Source organism: Nostoc sp. (genome assembly GCF_036917355.1).
Classification (GTDB): Bacteria; Cyanobacteriota; Cyanobacteriia; order Cyanobacteriales; family Nostocaceae; genus Nostoc.
This window is the reverse complement of the sequence record NZ_JBALDP010000026.1, coordinates 99,248-114,018: the sequence shown is the minus strand read 5'-3', so window position 1 is coordinate 114,018 and position 14,771 is coordinate 99,248. Positions and strand designations below refer to the sequence as shown.

Genomic DNA, 14,771 nt, shown 5'->3' with positions numbered 1-14,771 from the left:
AAATGACAAATGACAAACCATGTTAAGCCCAAGAAGAACTAAATTCCGCAAACAACAGCGGGGACGGATGGAAGGACTAGCCACCCGTGGTAGTACCCTCAACTTCGGTGATTTTGCACTCCAAGCACAAGAACCTGCTTGGATTACCTCACGTCAAATCGAGGCTTCCCGTCGGGCAATGACTCGTTATATTCGTCGGGGTGGACAAATCTGGATTCGGATTTTCCCTGATAAACCTGTAACCATGCGTCCTGCTGAAACCCGGATGGGTTCCGGTAAAGGTAATCCAGAGTTTTGGGTAGCTGTAGTCAAGCCAGGACGAATTTTGTTTGAAATCGGTGGAGTTTCTGAAGAAATCGCTCGTGAAGCGATGCGTTTGGCTTCATTTAAACTGCCCATCAAAACTAAGTTTATAGTGCGCTCTCAACCACAGGAGCAGGAGTAGCTTATGCCTCTTCCCAAGATTTCAGAAGCTAGAGAATTAAGCGACGAGAAGCTCTCTGATGAAATTGTCGCGATCAAAAGACAACTATTTCAGTTGCGCTTGCAAAAAGCCACCAGACAACTAGAAAAGCCCCACCAGTTTCGACAATTGCGCCACCGCCTAGCCCAACTGCTGACGCTAGAAACAGAACGCAAACGGGCAGCAAGTCAATCGGCAAAAGAAGCAAAGTAGGAGATTATGGCAGTTAAAGAACGAGTTGGCTTGGTAGTGAGCGATAAAATGCAAAAAACTGTGGTAGTCGCCATAGAAAACCGCGCTCCTCACCCCAAGTACGGCAAGATTGTGGTTAACACCCAACGATATAAAGTTCACGACGAAGAAAATCAGTGTAAAGTAGGCGATCGCGTTCGCATTCAGGAAACAAGACCCCTGAGTAAAACCAAGCGCTGGAAAATCACAGAAGTCCTGAACGTCAAGCCTACTTAAACCTCATCGTTGTTAGCAACTAACAACATTACAAGGGAGAATAATTGTGATTCAACCCCAGACTTACCTGAATGTCGCAGATAATAGCGGCGCCCGTAAACTAATGTGCATCCGCATCTTAGGCGGAGGCAACCGCCGTTATGGTTTTATCGGCGATAAAATTATTGCAGTTGTCAAAGATGCTACACCCAACATGGCTGTAAAAAAGTCTGATGTGGTGGAAGCAGTAATTGTCAGGACTCGAAAAGCTGTAAATCGTGACAGCGGCATGAGTATTCGCTTTGATGATAACGCTGCTGTAATCATCAACAAAGACGGTAATCCCAGAGGCACACGGGTTTTTGGCCCAGTTGCACGGGAACTGCGCGATAAAAACTTTACTAAAATTGTTTCTCTGGCTCCGGAGGTGCTTTAATGGCAACCAAACAGGGTACGCCCAAAGTATTCCACAAAATGCACGTCAAAACTGGCGACACCGTACAAGTGATTGCTGGCAAAGACAAAGGAAAAGTTGGCGAAATTACTCAGGCACTTCCCCAACTGAGTAAAGTTATCGTCAAAGGTGTCAACATTAAAACCAAGCACGTCAAACCTCAGCAAGAAGGGGAATCAGGGCGAATTATTACCCAAGAATTCCCGATTCATAGCTCCAACGTAATGCTTTATTCCACCAAGCAAAACGTTGCCAGTCGTGTTGGTTACACCTTTACCTCAGAAGGCAAAAAGGTCAGAAAACTCAAGAAAACCGGCGAAATTCTCGATAAATAAGAATTAGTCAACTTGAGATTTTAGATTTTAAATTTAATCAAAAATCTAAAATCAAAAATTAAAGCTTCCCTGACCAAGCCCAGGGATATCAGGACAAAAAACTATGCCGACAACAAGACTCAAAACCTTATATCAAGAGACAATCGTCCCCAAACTGATTAATCAGTTTCAATATACCAACGTTCATCAAGTACCGAAGTTGGTAAAGGTTACGATTAACCGAGGTTTGGGTGAAGCAGCTCAAAATGCGAAGTCTCTAGAGGCATCCATTAACGAAATTGCCCTGGTAACAGGTCAAAAACCAGTGGTGACACGGGCGAAAAAGGCGATCGCTGGCTTTAAGATTCGTCAAGGGATGCCTGTGGGGATCATGGTTACTCTCAGAGCCGAACGGATGTATGCCTTTTTCGATCGGTTAGTTAGCCTGTCACTACCCAGAATTCGAGATTTTCGCGGCGTTAGCCCTAAAAGCTTTGACGGACGCGGTAATTACACTTTGGGTGTGAGAGAACAACTAATTTTTCCAGAAGTCGAATACGACAGCATCGATCAAGTGCGTGGGATGGATATTTCCATCATCACCACAGCAAAAAACGACGAAGAGGGACGCGCCTTACTTAAAGAATTAGGAATGCCCTTTCGCGATCAATAAGTTCATCTATAGAGGGAACGATGGCGGCTAACGACACAATTGCAGATATGCTGACGCGCATCCGCAATGCCAACCTGGCGCGGCATCAAACTACACAAGTGCCAGCTACAAAATTGACCCGAAGCATTGCCAAAGTGCTACGGGAGGAAGGCTTTATTGCTGAAATCGAAGAAGCAGAAGAAGGGGTAAAACGCAATCTGGTGATTTCCCTGAAATACAAGGGAAAAAACCGTCAGCCTCTGATCACCGCTTTAAAGCGAGTGAGTAAGCCTGGCTTGCGTGTTTATTCAAATCGAAAAGAATTACCAAGGGTACTAGGCGGCATTGGCATTGCCATTATTTCTACATCCAGTGGCATTATGACTGACCGCGAAGCGCGGCGTCAGAACTTGGGTGGCGAAGTACTTTGTTACGTTTGGTAGTCATTGGTCATTAGTCATTAGTCATTAGTCATTGGTCATTAGTCATTTGTTATTAGTGAAATACAAAGGACAAAGGACAAATAACAAAGGACAAAGGACAAAGGACAAATAACAAAGGACAAAAAGTCATGTCACGTATTGGTAAACGTCCAATTACTATTCCCGCCAAAGTTCAAGTGGCGATCGATGGTACGAATATTGTGGTGAAAGGCCCGAAAGGAGAACTTTCTCGCACTCTCAGAGATAATGTCTCACTCTCTCAAGAGGGGGAAATATTACACGTAAATCGTCGGGATGAAACTCGGACATCGAAGCAATTGCACGGCTTGAGCCGTACTTTAGTTGCCAACATGGTCGAGGGAGTTTCCCAAGGTTTTCAGCGCCGTTTGGAAATTCAAGGTGTTGGTTACAGGGCACAAATTCAAGGGCGTAACCTAGTTTTGAATATGGGTTATAGCCATCAAGTGCAAATTGAACCACCAGATGGAATTCAGTTTGCCGTAGAAGGTACCACTAACGTCATTGTTAGCGGCTATGACAAAGAAATCGTCGGTAACACAGCCGCCAAAATTCGTGCCGTTCGTCCACCAGAACCTTACAAAGGTAAAGGCATTCGCTATGCCGGTGAAGTGGTCAGACGGAAAGCTGGTAAGACTGGTAAGGGTGGTAAGAAGTAGAAATGAAACTTACTCGTAGAGAATCAAAAAACCGTCGTCATCGACGCGTTCGTGGCAAAGTGGTTGGCTCCCCAGAACGTCCGCGTTTAGCGGTATTCCGTTCTAATGAGCATATTTATGCCCAGCTGATTGATGATACTCAGCATCAAACCATCGTGGCTGCATCGACTGTAGAACCAGAGTTGAAATCTAGTTTAGCGTCATGTGCAAACCGCGACGCATCTGTGCAAGTTGGTAAGTTGATTGCAGTGCGATCGCTAGAAAAAGGCATCACCAAAGTAGTCTTCGATCGCGGTGGTAACTTATATCATGGTCGTGTCAAAGCACTAGCTGATGCAGCACGCGAAGCTGGTTTAGATTTCTAAAGTCATTAGTCATTAGTCATTAGTTATTGGACAAATGACAAAGGACAAATGACAAATGACAACTGACAAATGACGTTCACCAGAGCATAAATTATGGCAACAGAGCGTAAAAGTAGAACAAAGCGTGCCAAAAAAGAAGAAACCACTTGGCAAGAGCGGGTTATTCAAATCCGCCGCGTAAGTAAAGTGGTCAAAGGTGGTAAAAAACTCAGCTTCCGAGCGATCGTTGTCGTTGGTAACGAACGCGGTCAGGTTGGAGTCGGAGTAGGCAAAGCTTCAGATGTCATAGGTGCCGTTAAAAAAGGCGTAGCCGACGGCAAAAAACACCTCATTGATATCCCAATCACCAAATCTAACTCCATACCCCATCCGATTGATGGTGTCGGTGGCGGTGCAAAAGTGATTATGCGTCCAGCCGCACCTGGTACTGGGGTAATTGCTGGTGGTGCTGTGCGAACTGTGTTGGAATTAGCCGGAGTTCGTAACGTTTTAGCCAAGCAACTAGGCTCCAACAATCCACTCAATAATGCTAGAGCCGCAGTTAATGCCTTATCTACACTGCGTACCCTTGCTGAAGTCGCCGAAGATCGCGGTATTCCTATTCAAAATCTCTACATCTAATTTAGTCATTAGTCATTGGTCATGAGTCATTAGTGAATAACAAAGGACAAATGACAAATGACAAACGACAAATGACAAACGACAAATGAGAACTTGATAACTTATGAGACTCCATGATGTTAAGCCGCAAAAAGGCTCAAAGAAACGCAAGCGCCGTGTAGCTAGAGGTATTTCTGCCGGACAAGGCGCTAGTGCTGGTCTAGGTATGCGGGGTCAAAAATCTCGTTCTGGTAGTGGTACCCGGCCAGGTTTTGAAGGTGGTCAACAGCCATTGTACCGCCGCTTACCTAAGCTTAAGGGCTTTCCGATTGTTAATCAGAGGATTTACACTACGATTAATGTAGAGAAGCTAGCCTCCCTTCCCGCGAATACGGAAGTAACTTTGACCTCATTGAAAGCCGCAGGTATCCTGACTGCTGTCAAGGGGCCACTGAAAGTTTTAGGTAACGGGGAATTGAGCATTCCGCTCAAGGTACAAGCGGCAGCTTTTACAGGTTCAGCTCGTAGCAAAATTGAGGCAGCTGGTGGTAGTTGTGAAGTCTTATGAGTGAGCCGGAACAGCGCACTTAAATGCAAGCCAACTCGCTGCCAGTGCTTGGTTCACTATAAAGGTAGCACTCTATGATCAGTCGAGATAAAGCCCCAACGGCTCAAGAAACTTTTATGCAGATGGCGCAGGCAGCTGGCCTCAGAGGTAGGCTGCTTGTCACCGTCGGTATTTTAATTTTGGTTCGCCTGGGTATTTTCTTACCCGTTCCAGGGATTGATAGACCAAGATTTGCCGAAGCCATATCGGGCAGTAATTCCATATTCGGCTTATTGGATATATTTTCCGGGCGAGGACTTTCGACTTTGGGAGTCTTTGCTTTAGGAATTTTGCCCTTCATTAATGCGTCTATTATCATCCAATTGCTCACTGCGGCGATTCCATCTTTAGAAAATTTACAGAAAAATGAAGGCGAAGCAGGTCGGCGAAAAATATCGCAAATTACCCGCTATGTCACTGTAGTCTGGGCAATTCTTCAAAGTACGGCTTTTTCGGCATTATTCCTCCAGCAATTCGCCTTAAAGCCAGGGCCAATCTTTGTCGCTGAAACTGCGATCGCTCTGACTGCTGGTTCTATGTTCGTCATGTGGGCATCAGAACTGATTACAGAACGGGGTATTGGGAATGGTGCATCATTGTTGATTTTTGTCAACATTGTTGCGTCATTACCAAAAGCTTTAGGCGATACCATCGACTTGGTGCAAGTAGGCGGTCGGGAAGCAGTCGGTCGGGTGATCGTGCTGATCTTAGTTTTCCTAGCAACAATTGTTGGTATTGTGATTGTGCAGGAAGGAATGCGCCGCATCCCAATTATTTCGGCTCGTCGCCAAGTAGGTAGAAGAGTATTGGCAGAGCAACGGAGCTATTTGCCACTGCGGCTAAATCAAGGCGGCGTAATGCCAATTATTTTTGCTGCTGCCATCCTCAGTTTGCCACTGCTGATCGCCAATTTTACTAAAAATGCCGATTTGGCGAATATAGTTAACACTTATTTGAGTCCAAGCGGTTCTAGCTCCTGGGTCTATGCCTTGGTTTACATGGTTTCCATTGTTTTCTTCAGCTACTTCTATTCTTCGTTGATTCTCAACCCGGTAGATGTGGCGCAGAACTTGAAGAAAATGGGTTCTAGTATTCCTGGAATTCGTCCCGGTAAGGCAACTAGCGAGTATATCGAACGCGTGTCCAACCGACTAACTTTCTTGGGTGCGATCTTTTTGGGCTTCGTCGCTATTATCCCCACAGCCGTAGAAAGCGCTTTGAATGTAAAAACTTTCCGGGGCATCGGTGCGACATCTTTGTTGATTTTAGTTGGTGTGGCAATTGAGACAGCCAAACAAGTCCAAACTTATGTCATCTCTCAGCGCTATGAAGGAATGGTGAAATAATAGTGACGCGATTAATCTTCTTGGGGCCACCTGGAGCGGGTAAAGGAACACAAGCTCAAACTTTGGCTGAACACTTGAATATTCCCCACATTTCTACTGGTGAAATATTAAGACAAGCCATGAAAGAGCAGACTCCTTTAGGAATTAAAGCTCAAAGTTATGTTGATAGCGGCGAGTTAGTACCCGACCAGCTAGTGGAAGACTTGGTAAAGGAGCGCCTTAATCAACCAGATGCCAAAAATGGTTGGATTCTTGATGGTTTTCCCCGGAAAGTGACCCAAGCAGCTTTTCTGGAGAAGTTACTGGAAGCAATACATCAAGGTGGCGAAAGGGTAGTCAATTTGGATGCACCAGATGAAATTGTCATCGCACGTTTGCTAGCTAGAGGACGAAAAGATGATACCGAAGAGGTAATTCGTCGTCGTTTAGAAGTATACCGCGCTGAAACTGCACCTTTAATTGATTATTACGGCGATCGCAAAAAACTCCTAACAGTCAATGGCAATCAGTCCCAAGAAGATGTCACTGATGAACTACAAAAGGTAATCGCTTCCTGAAAAAGAAAGGGGGAGGGCATGAGGGAGACAAAGTGCCCCATGCCCAATGCCCTATACCCCATACCAAAAAAAAGATCAATTTTAGCTAAGATATATTAATAAACTGTTGATATATTTCTTAAAATGTGTTTCCTTGCAGATGAAGCGCTGCAACTGAACACGAAATTGTTGAGTTGAGGAAAAAACAAATTGTCTAAGCAAGATTTGATTGAAATGGAAGGCACGGTTACAGAGTCCTTGCCCAATGCGATGTTTCGCGTTGACTTGGACAATGGCTTTAACGTGCTAGCACACATTTCCGGCAAGATTCGCCGAAATTATATCAAGATTTTGCCCGGCGATCGCGTCAAGGTGGAGTTAACCCCCTACGACTTGACCAAAGGCAGAATCACCTATCGACTACGCAAGAAGTAACTATATGTAGAGAATTTTACCATAAAACCATTTTTTTGACTGTTTATTAGTCATTTAACTGGATTAATTTCCCTAGAAATGCTATAATTTTATATTTGGAGTCAAAAAATAAAAGGCATGAAAGTTAGAGCCTCAGTCAAGAAAATTTGTGAAAAATGTAACGTGATCAAACGTCGTGGTCGCGTTATGGTGATTTGCGTGAACCCCAAGCACAAACAACGTCAAGGATAACGCTCTTCAACAGAGCTAGTTGCAGGACGCATATCATCATTAAAACGAAAAGACGCGATTAATCACGTTTTTCCAACCAACAGTAATTGCGACAACAATAGGGAGAGTTCATTGTGGCACGTATTGCCGGAGTAGACCTTCCACGCGATAAGCGCGTCGAGATCGGTCTAACTTACATCTACGGAATTGGATTATCACGCGCTCAAGAAATTATAGCGACAACTGGTGTGAACCCAGATACCCGCGTTAAGGACTTAAGTGATGCCGATGTAACAGCCCTACGAGGGGAAATAGAAACCAACTATCAAGTTGAAGGCGACTTGCGGCGCTTGGAGTCTTTGAACATCAAGCGCTTAGTTGACATTGGTACCTACAGAGGTCGTCGTCATCGCATGGGCTTACCAGTCAGAGGCCAAAGAACTCGCACCAATGCCAGAACCCGTAGAGGCAGAAGGCAGACAGTGGCTGGGAAGAAGAAGGCTCCAGGGAAATAATTTTGCAACGCTTGTTAATCCGAGCAAGTTTTACCTTAAATCAACTAAACAAGTATGGCGAGACAACCAACTAAAAAAACCGGGAGCAAGAAGCAGAAACGGAATGTACCCAGTGGAATGGCCTACATCCAGTCTACTTTCAACAATAGCATTGTCACTATTACCGATCAAAATGGAGATGTCATCTCCTGGGCTAGCGCTGGTTCTAGCGGTTTTAAGGGAGCAAAAAAGGGAACTCCCTTTGCAGCACAAACCGCAGCTGAAAGTGCAGCTCGCCGAGCTATCGATCAAGGAATGCGCCAAATTGAGGTAATGGTCAGTGGACCAGGAGCAGGTAGAGAAACCGCTATCCGAGCACTCCAAGGAGCAGGACTGGAAATTACACTGATTCGGGATATTACCCCGATTCCTCACAATGGTTGTCGTCCACCCAAGCGCCGTCGAGTTTAAATACCACAACTTGGGCAGTGAGGACGAAAAGTTACAGCCAGCAATGACCGCTTGAGCGTTTAACGTTCAAACTGTCATTAAGTTAAAGCTTGGGCAACCAGAAGCGTGTCAGATTTTCCCGCCGGGAAAGCTGTTAAGCTTCGGGCTACCCAAAATATTATTAGCGCCTGCAAGCTGAATGGGAGTGTCAAACTATACCGTAATTTTATACTAATAGTTTGATAAACCTAATAATCTACAGGACATAAATTCAATTCTGGAGGCAATTGATTTGTCTGCTAGCAGCACCTTAGAAAAAGGGAGGCTCATCCGTGGCGCAGTTTCAAATTGAATGTGTAGAGTCGAATACCGAAGAAAGTCGGAACCATTACAGTAAATTTGTATTGGAACCTCTAGAACGCGGTCAAGGAACAACTGTTGGCAACGCACTGCGGCGGGTTTTACTGTCTAATCTAGAAGGTACAGCAGTTACAGCAGTGCGAATTGCGGGCGTTTCACATGAATTCGCCACAGTTCCGGGCGTGCGGGAAGATGTGCTGGAAATCCTCATGAGAATGAAGGAAGTTATCCTCAAAAACTATTCTTCGCAGCCCCAGATTGGTAGATTACTTGTTAGCGGTCCAGCAACAATCACTGCGGCACATTTTGATTTGCCCAGTGAAGTAGAAGTCATCGATCAGACTCAGTATGTAGCCACCATCGCTGAGGGTGGAAAGCTGGAAATGGAATTTCGGATCGAGAAAGGCAAAGGCTATCGCACTGTAGAGCGAGGACGTGAGGAAGCCACATCGTTGGATTTTCTCCAAATCGACTCGATATTTATGCCAGTGCGAAAAGTCAACTACAGTGTTGAAGAATCTCGTGGGGAAGGCTTGATTCCAAAAGACCGACTATTGTTGGAAGTTTGGACAAATGGCAGTATTTCCCCTCAAGAAGCACTATCTTCTGCTGCTGCGATCTTGGTAGATTTATTCAACCCGTTGAAAGACATCTCCCTAGAACCAACAGACACAGGTTCCGACATTCCAGACGATCCAACTGCCCAGATACCCATCGAAGAGTTACAACTTTCTGTGCGGGCATATAACTGTCTCAAACGGGCACAAGTTAACTCTGTGGCAGATTTGTTGGATTATACCCAAGAAGACCTCTTAGAAATTAAGAACTTTGGGCAGAAGTCAGCAGAAGAAGTCGTGGAAGCTTTGCAGCGACGCTTGGGCATCACCCTGCCAATGGAAAGAGGCTCTAAACACCCTTAAGAAAAACCTTCATAATTCATAGTGCATAATTATGCGTCACCGTTGTCGCGTCAAAAAACTCAGTAAACCAGCCGATCAACGCCGTGCTTTACTGCGATCGCTCGCCACCGAGCTGATCCGTCATGGTAAGATCACCACCACTTTAATTAGAGCGAAAGTTCTCAGAAGTGAAGTGGAAAAAATGATTACCCTAGCCAAAAATGGCTCCTTGTCAGCACGTCGGGAAGCCCTTGGCTATATCTTCGACAAACAACTGGTTCACGCTCTATTTGAGCAAGCTCCAACTCGATATGGCGATCGCCAGGGCGGTTATACCCGAATCCTGCGTACCGTACCGCGTCGGGGTGATAATGCAAAAATGGCAATAATTGAATTGGTTTAAGTCATTGGTCATTGGTCATTAGTCATTGGTCATTAGTGAATAACAAAGGACAAATGACAAAAGACAAATGACAAAGGACAAAATCTGTATGTTAGAAAGCCACCAGCCTACACAAACTCATCGAGTAGCCTTGGTAATCCAATACCTGGGCACTCATTTTCATGGCTGGCAACGGCAAAAACAACACCGGACAGTCCAAGAAGAGATTGAAATTGCGATCGCTACTATTCTTGGGTATCATGTAACACTACATGGTGCTGGGCGAACCGATTCAGGAGTTCACGCTGCTGCTCAAGTAGCCCATTTTGAAGCAACAGGTTTTATTCCGCCTCACAAGTGGGCAACAATCCTCAACAGCTACCTGCCGCCAGATATATTAATCAGGGCTTCAGCTAGTGTCGATAACCGTTGGCACGCTCGCTTTAGTGCAGCCTATCGACGGTATCGCTACACAATATATACTGAAGATCGGCTTAACTTATTTGTAAGACCCTTCAGTTGGCATTATTATTATGCACCCCTGGATGAATCTTTAATCCAAGCTGCCTTGAAACCTCTCTTGGGAAAGCATCACTTAGCTGCTTTTCACCGTGCAGGCTCAAAGCGATCGCATTCCTGGGTAGAGGTGCAAGCAGCAGAGTGTCGTCGCAGTGGGCCATTTATCCATATTGAAATACAGGCAGATGGATTTTTGTATGGCATGGTACGGCTGTTGGTAGGGATGCTGGTAGAAGTAGGTTCTGGACAACGAACACTTTCTAACTTCACCGAACTCTGGAAAGAAGAACGCCGGGAAGAAGTGAAATATGCCGCACCGCCTCAAGGCTTGTGCTTGTTGAGAGTCGGCTATCCCGATTTTCCCTTTCCAAAAGAGATTTGGTACGACACCTTGCCAAAGTTCGTCACTAGTCAAGAGTCATTAGTCATTGGTCATTAGTCATTGCTCACTAGTCATTGGTCATTAGTGAATAACTAAAGGACAACTGGCAAAGGACAAAGGACAAATAACAAATGACAAATGACTAATGACAAATTAAAAATGACAAAGGACAAATGACAAATGACAACAGTTAAAACATACCTTCCTTCTCAAGCAACCCTTGAGCGTGAGTGGTACATAGTAGATGCCACCGATAAACGCCTCGGTCGCCTCGCCAGCGAAATCGCTCAGGTATTGAGAGGCAAAAAGAAACCCGAATATACACCTCATCTAGATACAGGTGACTTCGTAATTGTCATCAATGCCGAGAAAGTAGCAGTTACAGGCAAAAAGCGCACTCAAAAGCTTTACCGCCGCCATTCTGGTCGTCCCGGTGGGATGAAAACGGAAACTTTCGCTAAACTGCAAGACCGCATACCAGAGCGGATTTTAGAACAAGCTGTTAAAGGTATGCTACCTAAAAATAGCCTCGGTAAGCAGTTGTTCACCAAGCTGAAAGTTTACGCTGGGCCTACACATCCCCATGATGCTCAAAAACCTAAAGAACTAAAAGTTAATACAATTCCTGGAGAAGAAAATTAATGGTAGTAGCAGATGCCAATAGCGGTCGCGCCGTATACTGGGGCACTGGCCGTCGTAAGAACGCAGTAGCGAGGGTACGCTTGGTTCCAGGTACCGGTCAACTGACTGTGAACGGTAAAGATGGAAACTTGTATTTCCAATTTAACCCCAACTACCTGGGAGTCATTAAAGCGCCCCTGGAAACTCTGGGACTAGAAAACGAATATGACATTTTGGTAAAAGCAGAAGGCGGCGGCTTGACCGGACAGGCTGATTCTGTTCGTTTGGGAGTTGCTCGTGCTTTATGCCAACTAGACCCAGACAACCGCCCACCTTTGAAAACCGAAGGTTACTTGACTCGCGATCCAAGGGCAAAAGAGCGGAAGAAATATGGTTTACATAAAGCTCGGAAAGCACCTCAATACTCTAAGCGTTAGAAATTGGGCATCCCTTCGACTTCGCTCAGGGCAAGTGGGCATGGGGCATATCCCCACTCCCCACTCCCCACTCCCTAGCTGCAATTGAACGCTGAAAGTTATAATTTATATAGATTCATCACAAAAAGAACAATGGCTAAAGCTGATATTCACCCCAAGTGGTATCCAGATGCTAAAGTTTACTGCAACGGTCAAGTTGTTATGACCATTGGCTCTACCAAGCCAGAATTGCACGTAGATGTTTGGTCTGGAAATCACCCATTTTACACCGGCACTCAGAAGATTATTGACACTGAGGGTCGAGTAGAGCGCTTCCTCCGCAAGTACGGTATGAGCAGCACTCAAACATCTGGCGACGAACAAGACAAAAAGTAGCGAGTTGGCTCTGCTGTTAACGACGGCCCTGCATCAGCTGGGTCGATTTTCATTTATATGCTCGAGCCAATTTGTTATTTTTTTAAGGAGCGATCGCACTCGTCATGGCTGAATCATACTTACTGGACAAACTAAAATCCGTTGAACAAACTTTTAATGAATTAACACGTCGTCTTGGCGACCCCGATACCGCTAGCAATCCTGATGAGTATCAAGAAATTGCTAAGTCTCGCTCTTCTTTGGAAGAGGTCGTTAATACTTATGAAATTTGGAAAACAGCCCAAGAAGATTTAATCGGAGCGCGTCAGGTTTACAAAGAATCTGCAAGTGATCCAGAGTTGCAAGAAATGGCATCACTGGAAGTAAAAGAACTTGAAGAAAAAATAGAACATTTAGAGTCTCGCTTGAAAGTCTTGCTGCTACCACGCGACCCCAATGATGAAAAGAATATCATGTTGGAAATTCGCGCTGGTACTGGTGGTGATGAAGCAAGCATTTGGGCTGGCGATTTGATGCAGATGTACACCCGCTATGCCCAGACTCAAGGTTGGAAAGTTTCTCTAGTGAGCGAATCTCGCGGAGAAATGGGTGGCTGGAAAGAAGTCATTCTCGAAATTAAAGGTAATGATGTTTATAGCCAGCTAAAGTTTGAAGCTGGAGTGCATCGTGTGCAGCGCGTGCCGGCAACTGAATCTGGGGGACGGGTTCATACTTCCACAGCTACCGTGGCGATTATGCCAGAGGTCGATGATGTGGAAATTCACATTGATCCGAAAGATATTGAAATGACTACAGCTCGTTCTGGTGGTGCTGGTGGACAAAACGTCAACAAGGTGGAAACAGCCGTTGACTTGATGCACAAACCAACGGGAATACGCATTTTCTGTACAGAAGAACGCAGCCAGTTGCAAAACAAAGAACGGGCTATGCAAATTCTGCGGGCGAAGTTGTATGACATCAAGTTAAGCGAACAACAAGCAGCTGTAACTTCCATGCGGCGATCGCAGGTTGGTACTGGATCGCGATCGGAAAAAATTCGCACCTATAATTATAAAGATAACCGCGCTACCGATCATCGGTTAGGTCAGAATTATTCTCTTACCCCTGTTTTGGATGGTGATTTAGAGACGCTTATCCAGTCTTGTATATCTCTAGACCAACAGGAACGTCTCGCGGAGTTAGCGACTTCTGCCGCTAACTAATTTCTGTTGTTAAATATCTTGTAAAACCACTTGTTGTACTGTTGCTTTTAACACAGACAGGTGGTTTTCTAATATCGTGTGGAGTATATCTTCTATTTCACTGGGATAATGGTAATAGGAAAATTCGTACTTCATAACGTAATTTAACTTTGCCCATTCCTTCAAGGTTTCACAGGTATAAATTAATTTTTCTACTTCCTTTTGCCAACGCGCAAAAATCCGGTAGCTAAAAAAGCTGCTGCATATATTGCCTTTTGCATCCCAGTATGAAATACACACTTGATGCTTCAGAAGGTGGATTTTTTTGATTTGCTTAACATCGTAGCCTTTAACTTTTAAAGCTTCTTTGGTTTCTGTGTCAGAAATGTTCCACTGTTCTGGTTTAATTTTATTAATGGCTATAAGATTTTTACCTTTGCGGCGATATTGGTTAATTTTGCGTGGCTTGCGAAACATGATGCACCTTCGATATTATTTCTTCGCAGCAAAGTCTAGCTACTAGCACAAGCGCCGTAGCAAACTAAGTTTTTTGGGTTGGTTAAAGATAGATGGGTTATTCTACTAGCTTGATACCTGTAGTTGCCGATTTACAACCAGAGATATAGTTTAGTACTAAAACACAAGGCTGTCAATATAAAAGTAAACTTGTATTATTGAAAGTAAACTTGTAAATAAAGTTGGCTAGCTATATAAGCAGTGAAGATCGAAAGCAAACAAAAACTGATTGAAATCATTAAACTAGCTCGCGGTTCAATGAGTCAGCGAGCATTTGGTAAGCTTTTGGGAGTATCTGCTACTGCCGTTCAGATGTGGGAAAAAGGTGTGAAGGTTCCAGATACAGAAAATTTGGCTCGAATCGCATCGAAAGCAGGCTACACAATGGAAGAGTTAATTAGCTGCATAGATGGCAAGCCAATTCCAGAAACCTCAGATTTGAGTCTCATTCTTAGACAAATCCAGCACATGCCTTTGGCTCAAGTGGCTCAAATCGTCCAAGCTGCGGCAGATAGATTGGCGGCTGTGGCTGAAGCATCCGGGGATGAGGCGAAGGCAAGTTGAATATTAAAATAATTCGTAATTCGTAATTCGTAATTCGTAATT

At 44.7% G+C, this 14,771-nt stretch carries 26 protein-coding genes; 25 read left to right on the top strand and 1 reads right to left on the bottom strand.

Annotated elements, in window-relative coordinates:
- Positions 1 to 19 precede the first annotated feature (19 nt).
- The 24 genes from rplP (at position 20) to prfA (ending at position 13,670) form a co-directional block, all read left to right on the top strand.
- Positions 20 to 445, top strand: a complete 426-nt coding sequence (gene rplP, locus V7K53_RS07525) for a 50S ribosomal protein L16 (protein WP_012410718.1) — start codon at positions 20 to 22, stop codon at positions 443 to 445.
- 3 nt (positions 446 to 448) lie between these two features.
- Complete coding sequence (gene rpmC / locus V7K53_RS07520; protein ID WP_289799262.1) at positions 449 to 676, top strand: 50S ribosomal protein L29; 228 nt, start codon at positions 449 to 451, stop codon at positions 674 to 676.
- Positions 677 to 682: 6 nt separating this feature from the next.
- Complete coding sequence (rpsQ, locus tag V7K53_RS07515) at positions 683 to 931, top strand: 30S ribosomal protein S17 (RefSeq protein ID WP_094349093.1); 249 nt, start codon at positions 683 to 685, stop codon at positions 929 to 931.
- A gap of 46 nt (positions 932 to 977) precedes the next feature.
- On the top strand, positions 978 to 1,346 hold the full coding sequence (gene rplN, locus V7K53_RS07510; protein ID WP_099101129.1) for a 50S ribosomal protein L14: 369 nt from the start codon (positions 978 to 980) through the stop codon (positions 1,344 to 1,346).
- Positions 1,346 to 1,699, top strand: a complete 354-nt coding sequence (rplX, locus tag V7K53_RS07505; protein WP_069070771.1) for a 50S ribosomal protein L24 — start codon at positions 1,346 to 1,348, stop codon at positions 1,697 to 1,699. The genes rplN and rplX overlap by 1 nt, the downstream gene beginning before the upstream one ends.
- A 103-nt stretch (positions 1,700 to 1,802) precedes the next feature.
- A complete protein-coding gene (gene rplE, locus V7K53_RS07500) occupies positions 1,803 to 2,351 on the top strand; it encodes a 50S ribosomal protein L5 (protein ID WP_094349095.1) in 549 nt (182 codons plus the stop codon).
- A 20-nt stretch (positions 2,352 to 2,371) separates the two neighbouring features.
- On the top strand, positions 2,372 to 2,773 hold the full coding sequence (gene rpsH, locus V7K53_RS07495) for a 30S ribosomal protein S8 (RefSeq protein ID WP_094349096.1): 402 nt from the start codon (positions 2,372 to 2,374) through the stop codon (positions 2,771 to 2,773).
- 128 nt (positions 2,774 to 2,901) lie between these two features.
- Positions 2,902 to 3,450, top strand: a complete 549-nt coding sequence (rplF, locus tag V7K53_RS07490) for a 50S ribosomal protein L6 (RefSeq protein WP_322738048.1) — start codon at positions 2,902 to 2,904, stop codon at positions 3,448 to 3,450.
- A 2-nt stretch (positions 3,451 to 3,452) separates the two neighbouring features.
- On the top strand, positions 3,453 to 3,815 hold the full coding sequence (gene rplR, locus V7K53_RS07485; protein WP_292729120.1) for a 50S ribosomal protein L18: 363 nt from the start codon (positions 3,453 to 3,455) through the stop codon (positions 3,813 to 3,815).
- A 93-nt stretch (positions 3,816 to 3,908) separates the two neighbouring features.
- Complete coding sequence (gene rpsE, locus V7K53_RS07480) at positions 3,909 to 4,436, top strand: 30S ribosomal protein S5 (RefSeq protein WP_190891248.1); 528 nt, start codon at positions 3,909 to 3,911, stop codon at positions 4,434 to 4,436.
- A gap of 103 nt (positions 4,437 to 4,539) precedes the next feature.
- Positions 4,540 to 4,983, top strand: coding sequence for a 50S ribosomal protein L15 (gene rplO, locus V7K53_RS07475; protein ID WP_322672231.1), 444 nt, complete (start codon positions 4,540 to 4,542; stop codon positions 4,981 to 4,983).
- 74 nt (positions 4,984 to 5,057) lie between these two features.
- On the top strand, positions 5,058 to 6,368 hold the full coding sequence (gene secY, locus V7K53_RS07470) for a preprotein translocase subunit SecY (RefSeq protein ID WP_292729126.1): 1,311 nt from the start codon (positions 5,058 to 5,060) through the stop codon (positions 6,366 to 6,368).
- Positions 6,369 to 6,370: 2 nt separating this feature from the next.
- A complete protein-coding gene (locus V7K53_RS07465) occupies positions 6,371 to 6,925 on the top strand; it encodes an adenylate kinase (protein WP_335196944.1) in 555 nt (184 codons plus the stop codon).
- A 189-nt stretch (positions 6,926 to 7,114) separates the two neighbouring features.
- The gene (gene infA, locus V7K53_RS07460; protein WP_006276978.1) at positions 7,115 to 7,339 is read left to right on the top strand and encodes a translation initiation factor IF-1; all 225 of its coding nucleotides are present in this window, start codon (positions 7,115 to 7,117) and stop codon (positions 7,337 to 7,339) included.
- Positions 7,340 to 7,456: 117 nt separating this feature from the next.
- Complete coding sequence (gene rpmJ / locus V7K53_RS07455; RefSeq protein WP_015129703.1) at positions 7,457 to 7,570, top strand: 50S ribosomal protein L36; 114 nt, start codon at positions 7,457 to 7,459, stop codon at positions 7,568 to 7,570.
- A 113-nt stretch (positions 7,571 to 7,683) separates the two neighbouring features.
- Positions 7,684 to 8,064, top strand: a complete 381-nt coding sequence (rpsM, locus tag V7K53_RS07450) for a 30S ribosomal protein S13 (RefSeq protein ID WP_099101135.1) — start codon at positions 7,684 to 7,686, stop codon at positions 8,062 to 8,064.
- Positions 8,065 to 8,118: 54 nt separating this feature from the next.
- On the top strand, positions 8,119 to 8,514 hold the full coding sequence (gene rpsK / locus V7K53_RS07445; RefSeq protein WP_069070761.1) for a 30S ribosomal protein S11: 396 nt from the start codon (positions 8,119 to 8,121) through the stop codon (positions 8,512 to 8,514).
- A gap of 311 nt (positions 8,515 to 8,825) precedes the next feature.
- Positions 8,826 to 9,773 carry a DNA-directed RNA polymerase subunit alpha gene (locus V7K53_RS07440; protein ID WP_094349104.1) on the top strand — a complete coding sequence of 316 codons (948 nt, stop codon included), beginning with the start codon at positions 8,826 to 8,828 and terminating at the stop codon, positions 9,771 to 9,773.
- Positions 9,774 to 9,804: 31 nt separating this feature from the next.
- Complete coding sequence (gene rplQ, locus V7K53_RS07435; RefSeq protein WP_094349105.1) at positions 9,805 to 10,155, top strand: 50S ribosomal protein L17; 351 nt, start codon at positions 9,805 to 9,807, stop codon at positions 10,153 to 10,155.
- 88 nt (positions 10,156 to 10,243) lie between these two features.
- Complete coding sequence (truA, locus tag V7K53_RS07430) at positions 10,244 to 11,092, top strand: tRNA pseudouridine(38-40) synthase TruA (protein WP_335197023.1); 849 nt, start codon at positions 10,244 to 10,246, stop codon at positions 11,090 to 11,092.
- Between the two features lie 123 nt (positions 11,093 to 11,215).
- On the top strand, positions 11,216 to 11,677 hold the full coding sequence (rplM, locus tag V7K53_RS07425; RefSeq protein WP_114081992.1) for a 50S ribosomal protein L13: 462 nt from the start codon (positions 11,216 to 11,218) through the stop codon (positions 11,675 to 11,677).
- The gene (gene rpsI / locus V7K53_RS07420) at positions 11,677 to 12,093 is read left to right on the top strand and encodes a 30S ribosomal protein S9 (protein ID WP_012410698.1); all 417 of its coding nucleotides are present in this window, start codon (positions 11,677 to 11,679) and stop codon (positions 12,091 to 12,093) included. The genes rplM and rpsI overlap by 1 nt, the downstream gene beginning before the upstream one ends.
- Positions 12,094 to 12,225: 132 nt before the next feature.
- A complete protein-coding gene (gene rpmE / locus V7K53_RS07415) occupies positions 12,226 to 12,468 on the top strand; it encodes a 50S ribosomal protein L31 (protein WP_069070756.1) in 243 nt (80 codons plus the stop codon).
- Positions 12,469 to 12,572: 104 nt separating this feature from the next.
- Positions 12,573 to 13,670, top strand: a complete 1,098-nt coding sequence (gene prfA, locus V7K53_RS07410; protein ID WP_163927947.1) for a peptide chain release factor 1 — start codon at positions 12,573 to 12,575, stop codon at positions 13,668 to 13,670.
- 9 nt (positions 13,671 to 13,679) lie between these two features.
- Here prfA and V7K53_RS07405 read toward each other — a convergent pair whose 3' ends face one another.
- Positions 13,680 to 14,126 carry a hypothetical protein gene (locus V7K53_RS07405; RefSeq protein WP_335196943.1) on the bottom strand — a complete coding sequence of 149 codons (447 nt, stop codon included), beginning with the start codon at positions 14,124 to 14,126 and terminating at the stop codon, positions 13,680 to 13,682.
- A gap of 240 nt (positions 14,127 to 14,366) precedes the next feature.
- Here V7K53_RS07405 and V7K53_RS07400 point away from each other — a divergent pair, with 240 nt between their 5' ends.
- Positions 14,367 to 14,729 (top strand): helix-turn-helix domain-containing protein, encoded by a 363-nt coding sequence (locus V7K53_RS07400; protein WP_012410694.1) that lies wholly within the window; start codon positions 14,367 to 14,369, stop codon positions 14,727 to 14,729.
- Positions 14,730 to 14,771: the final 42 nt, after the last annotated feature.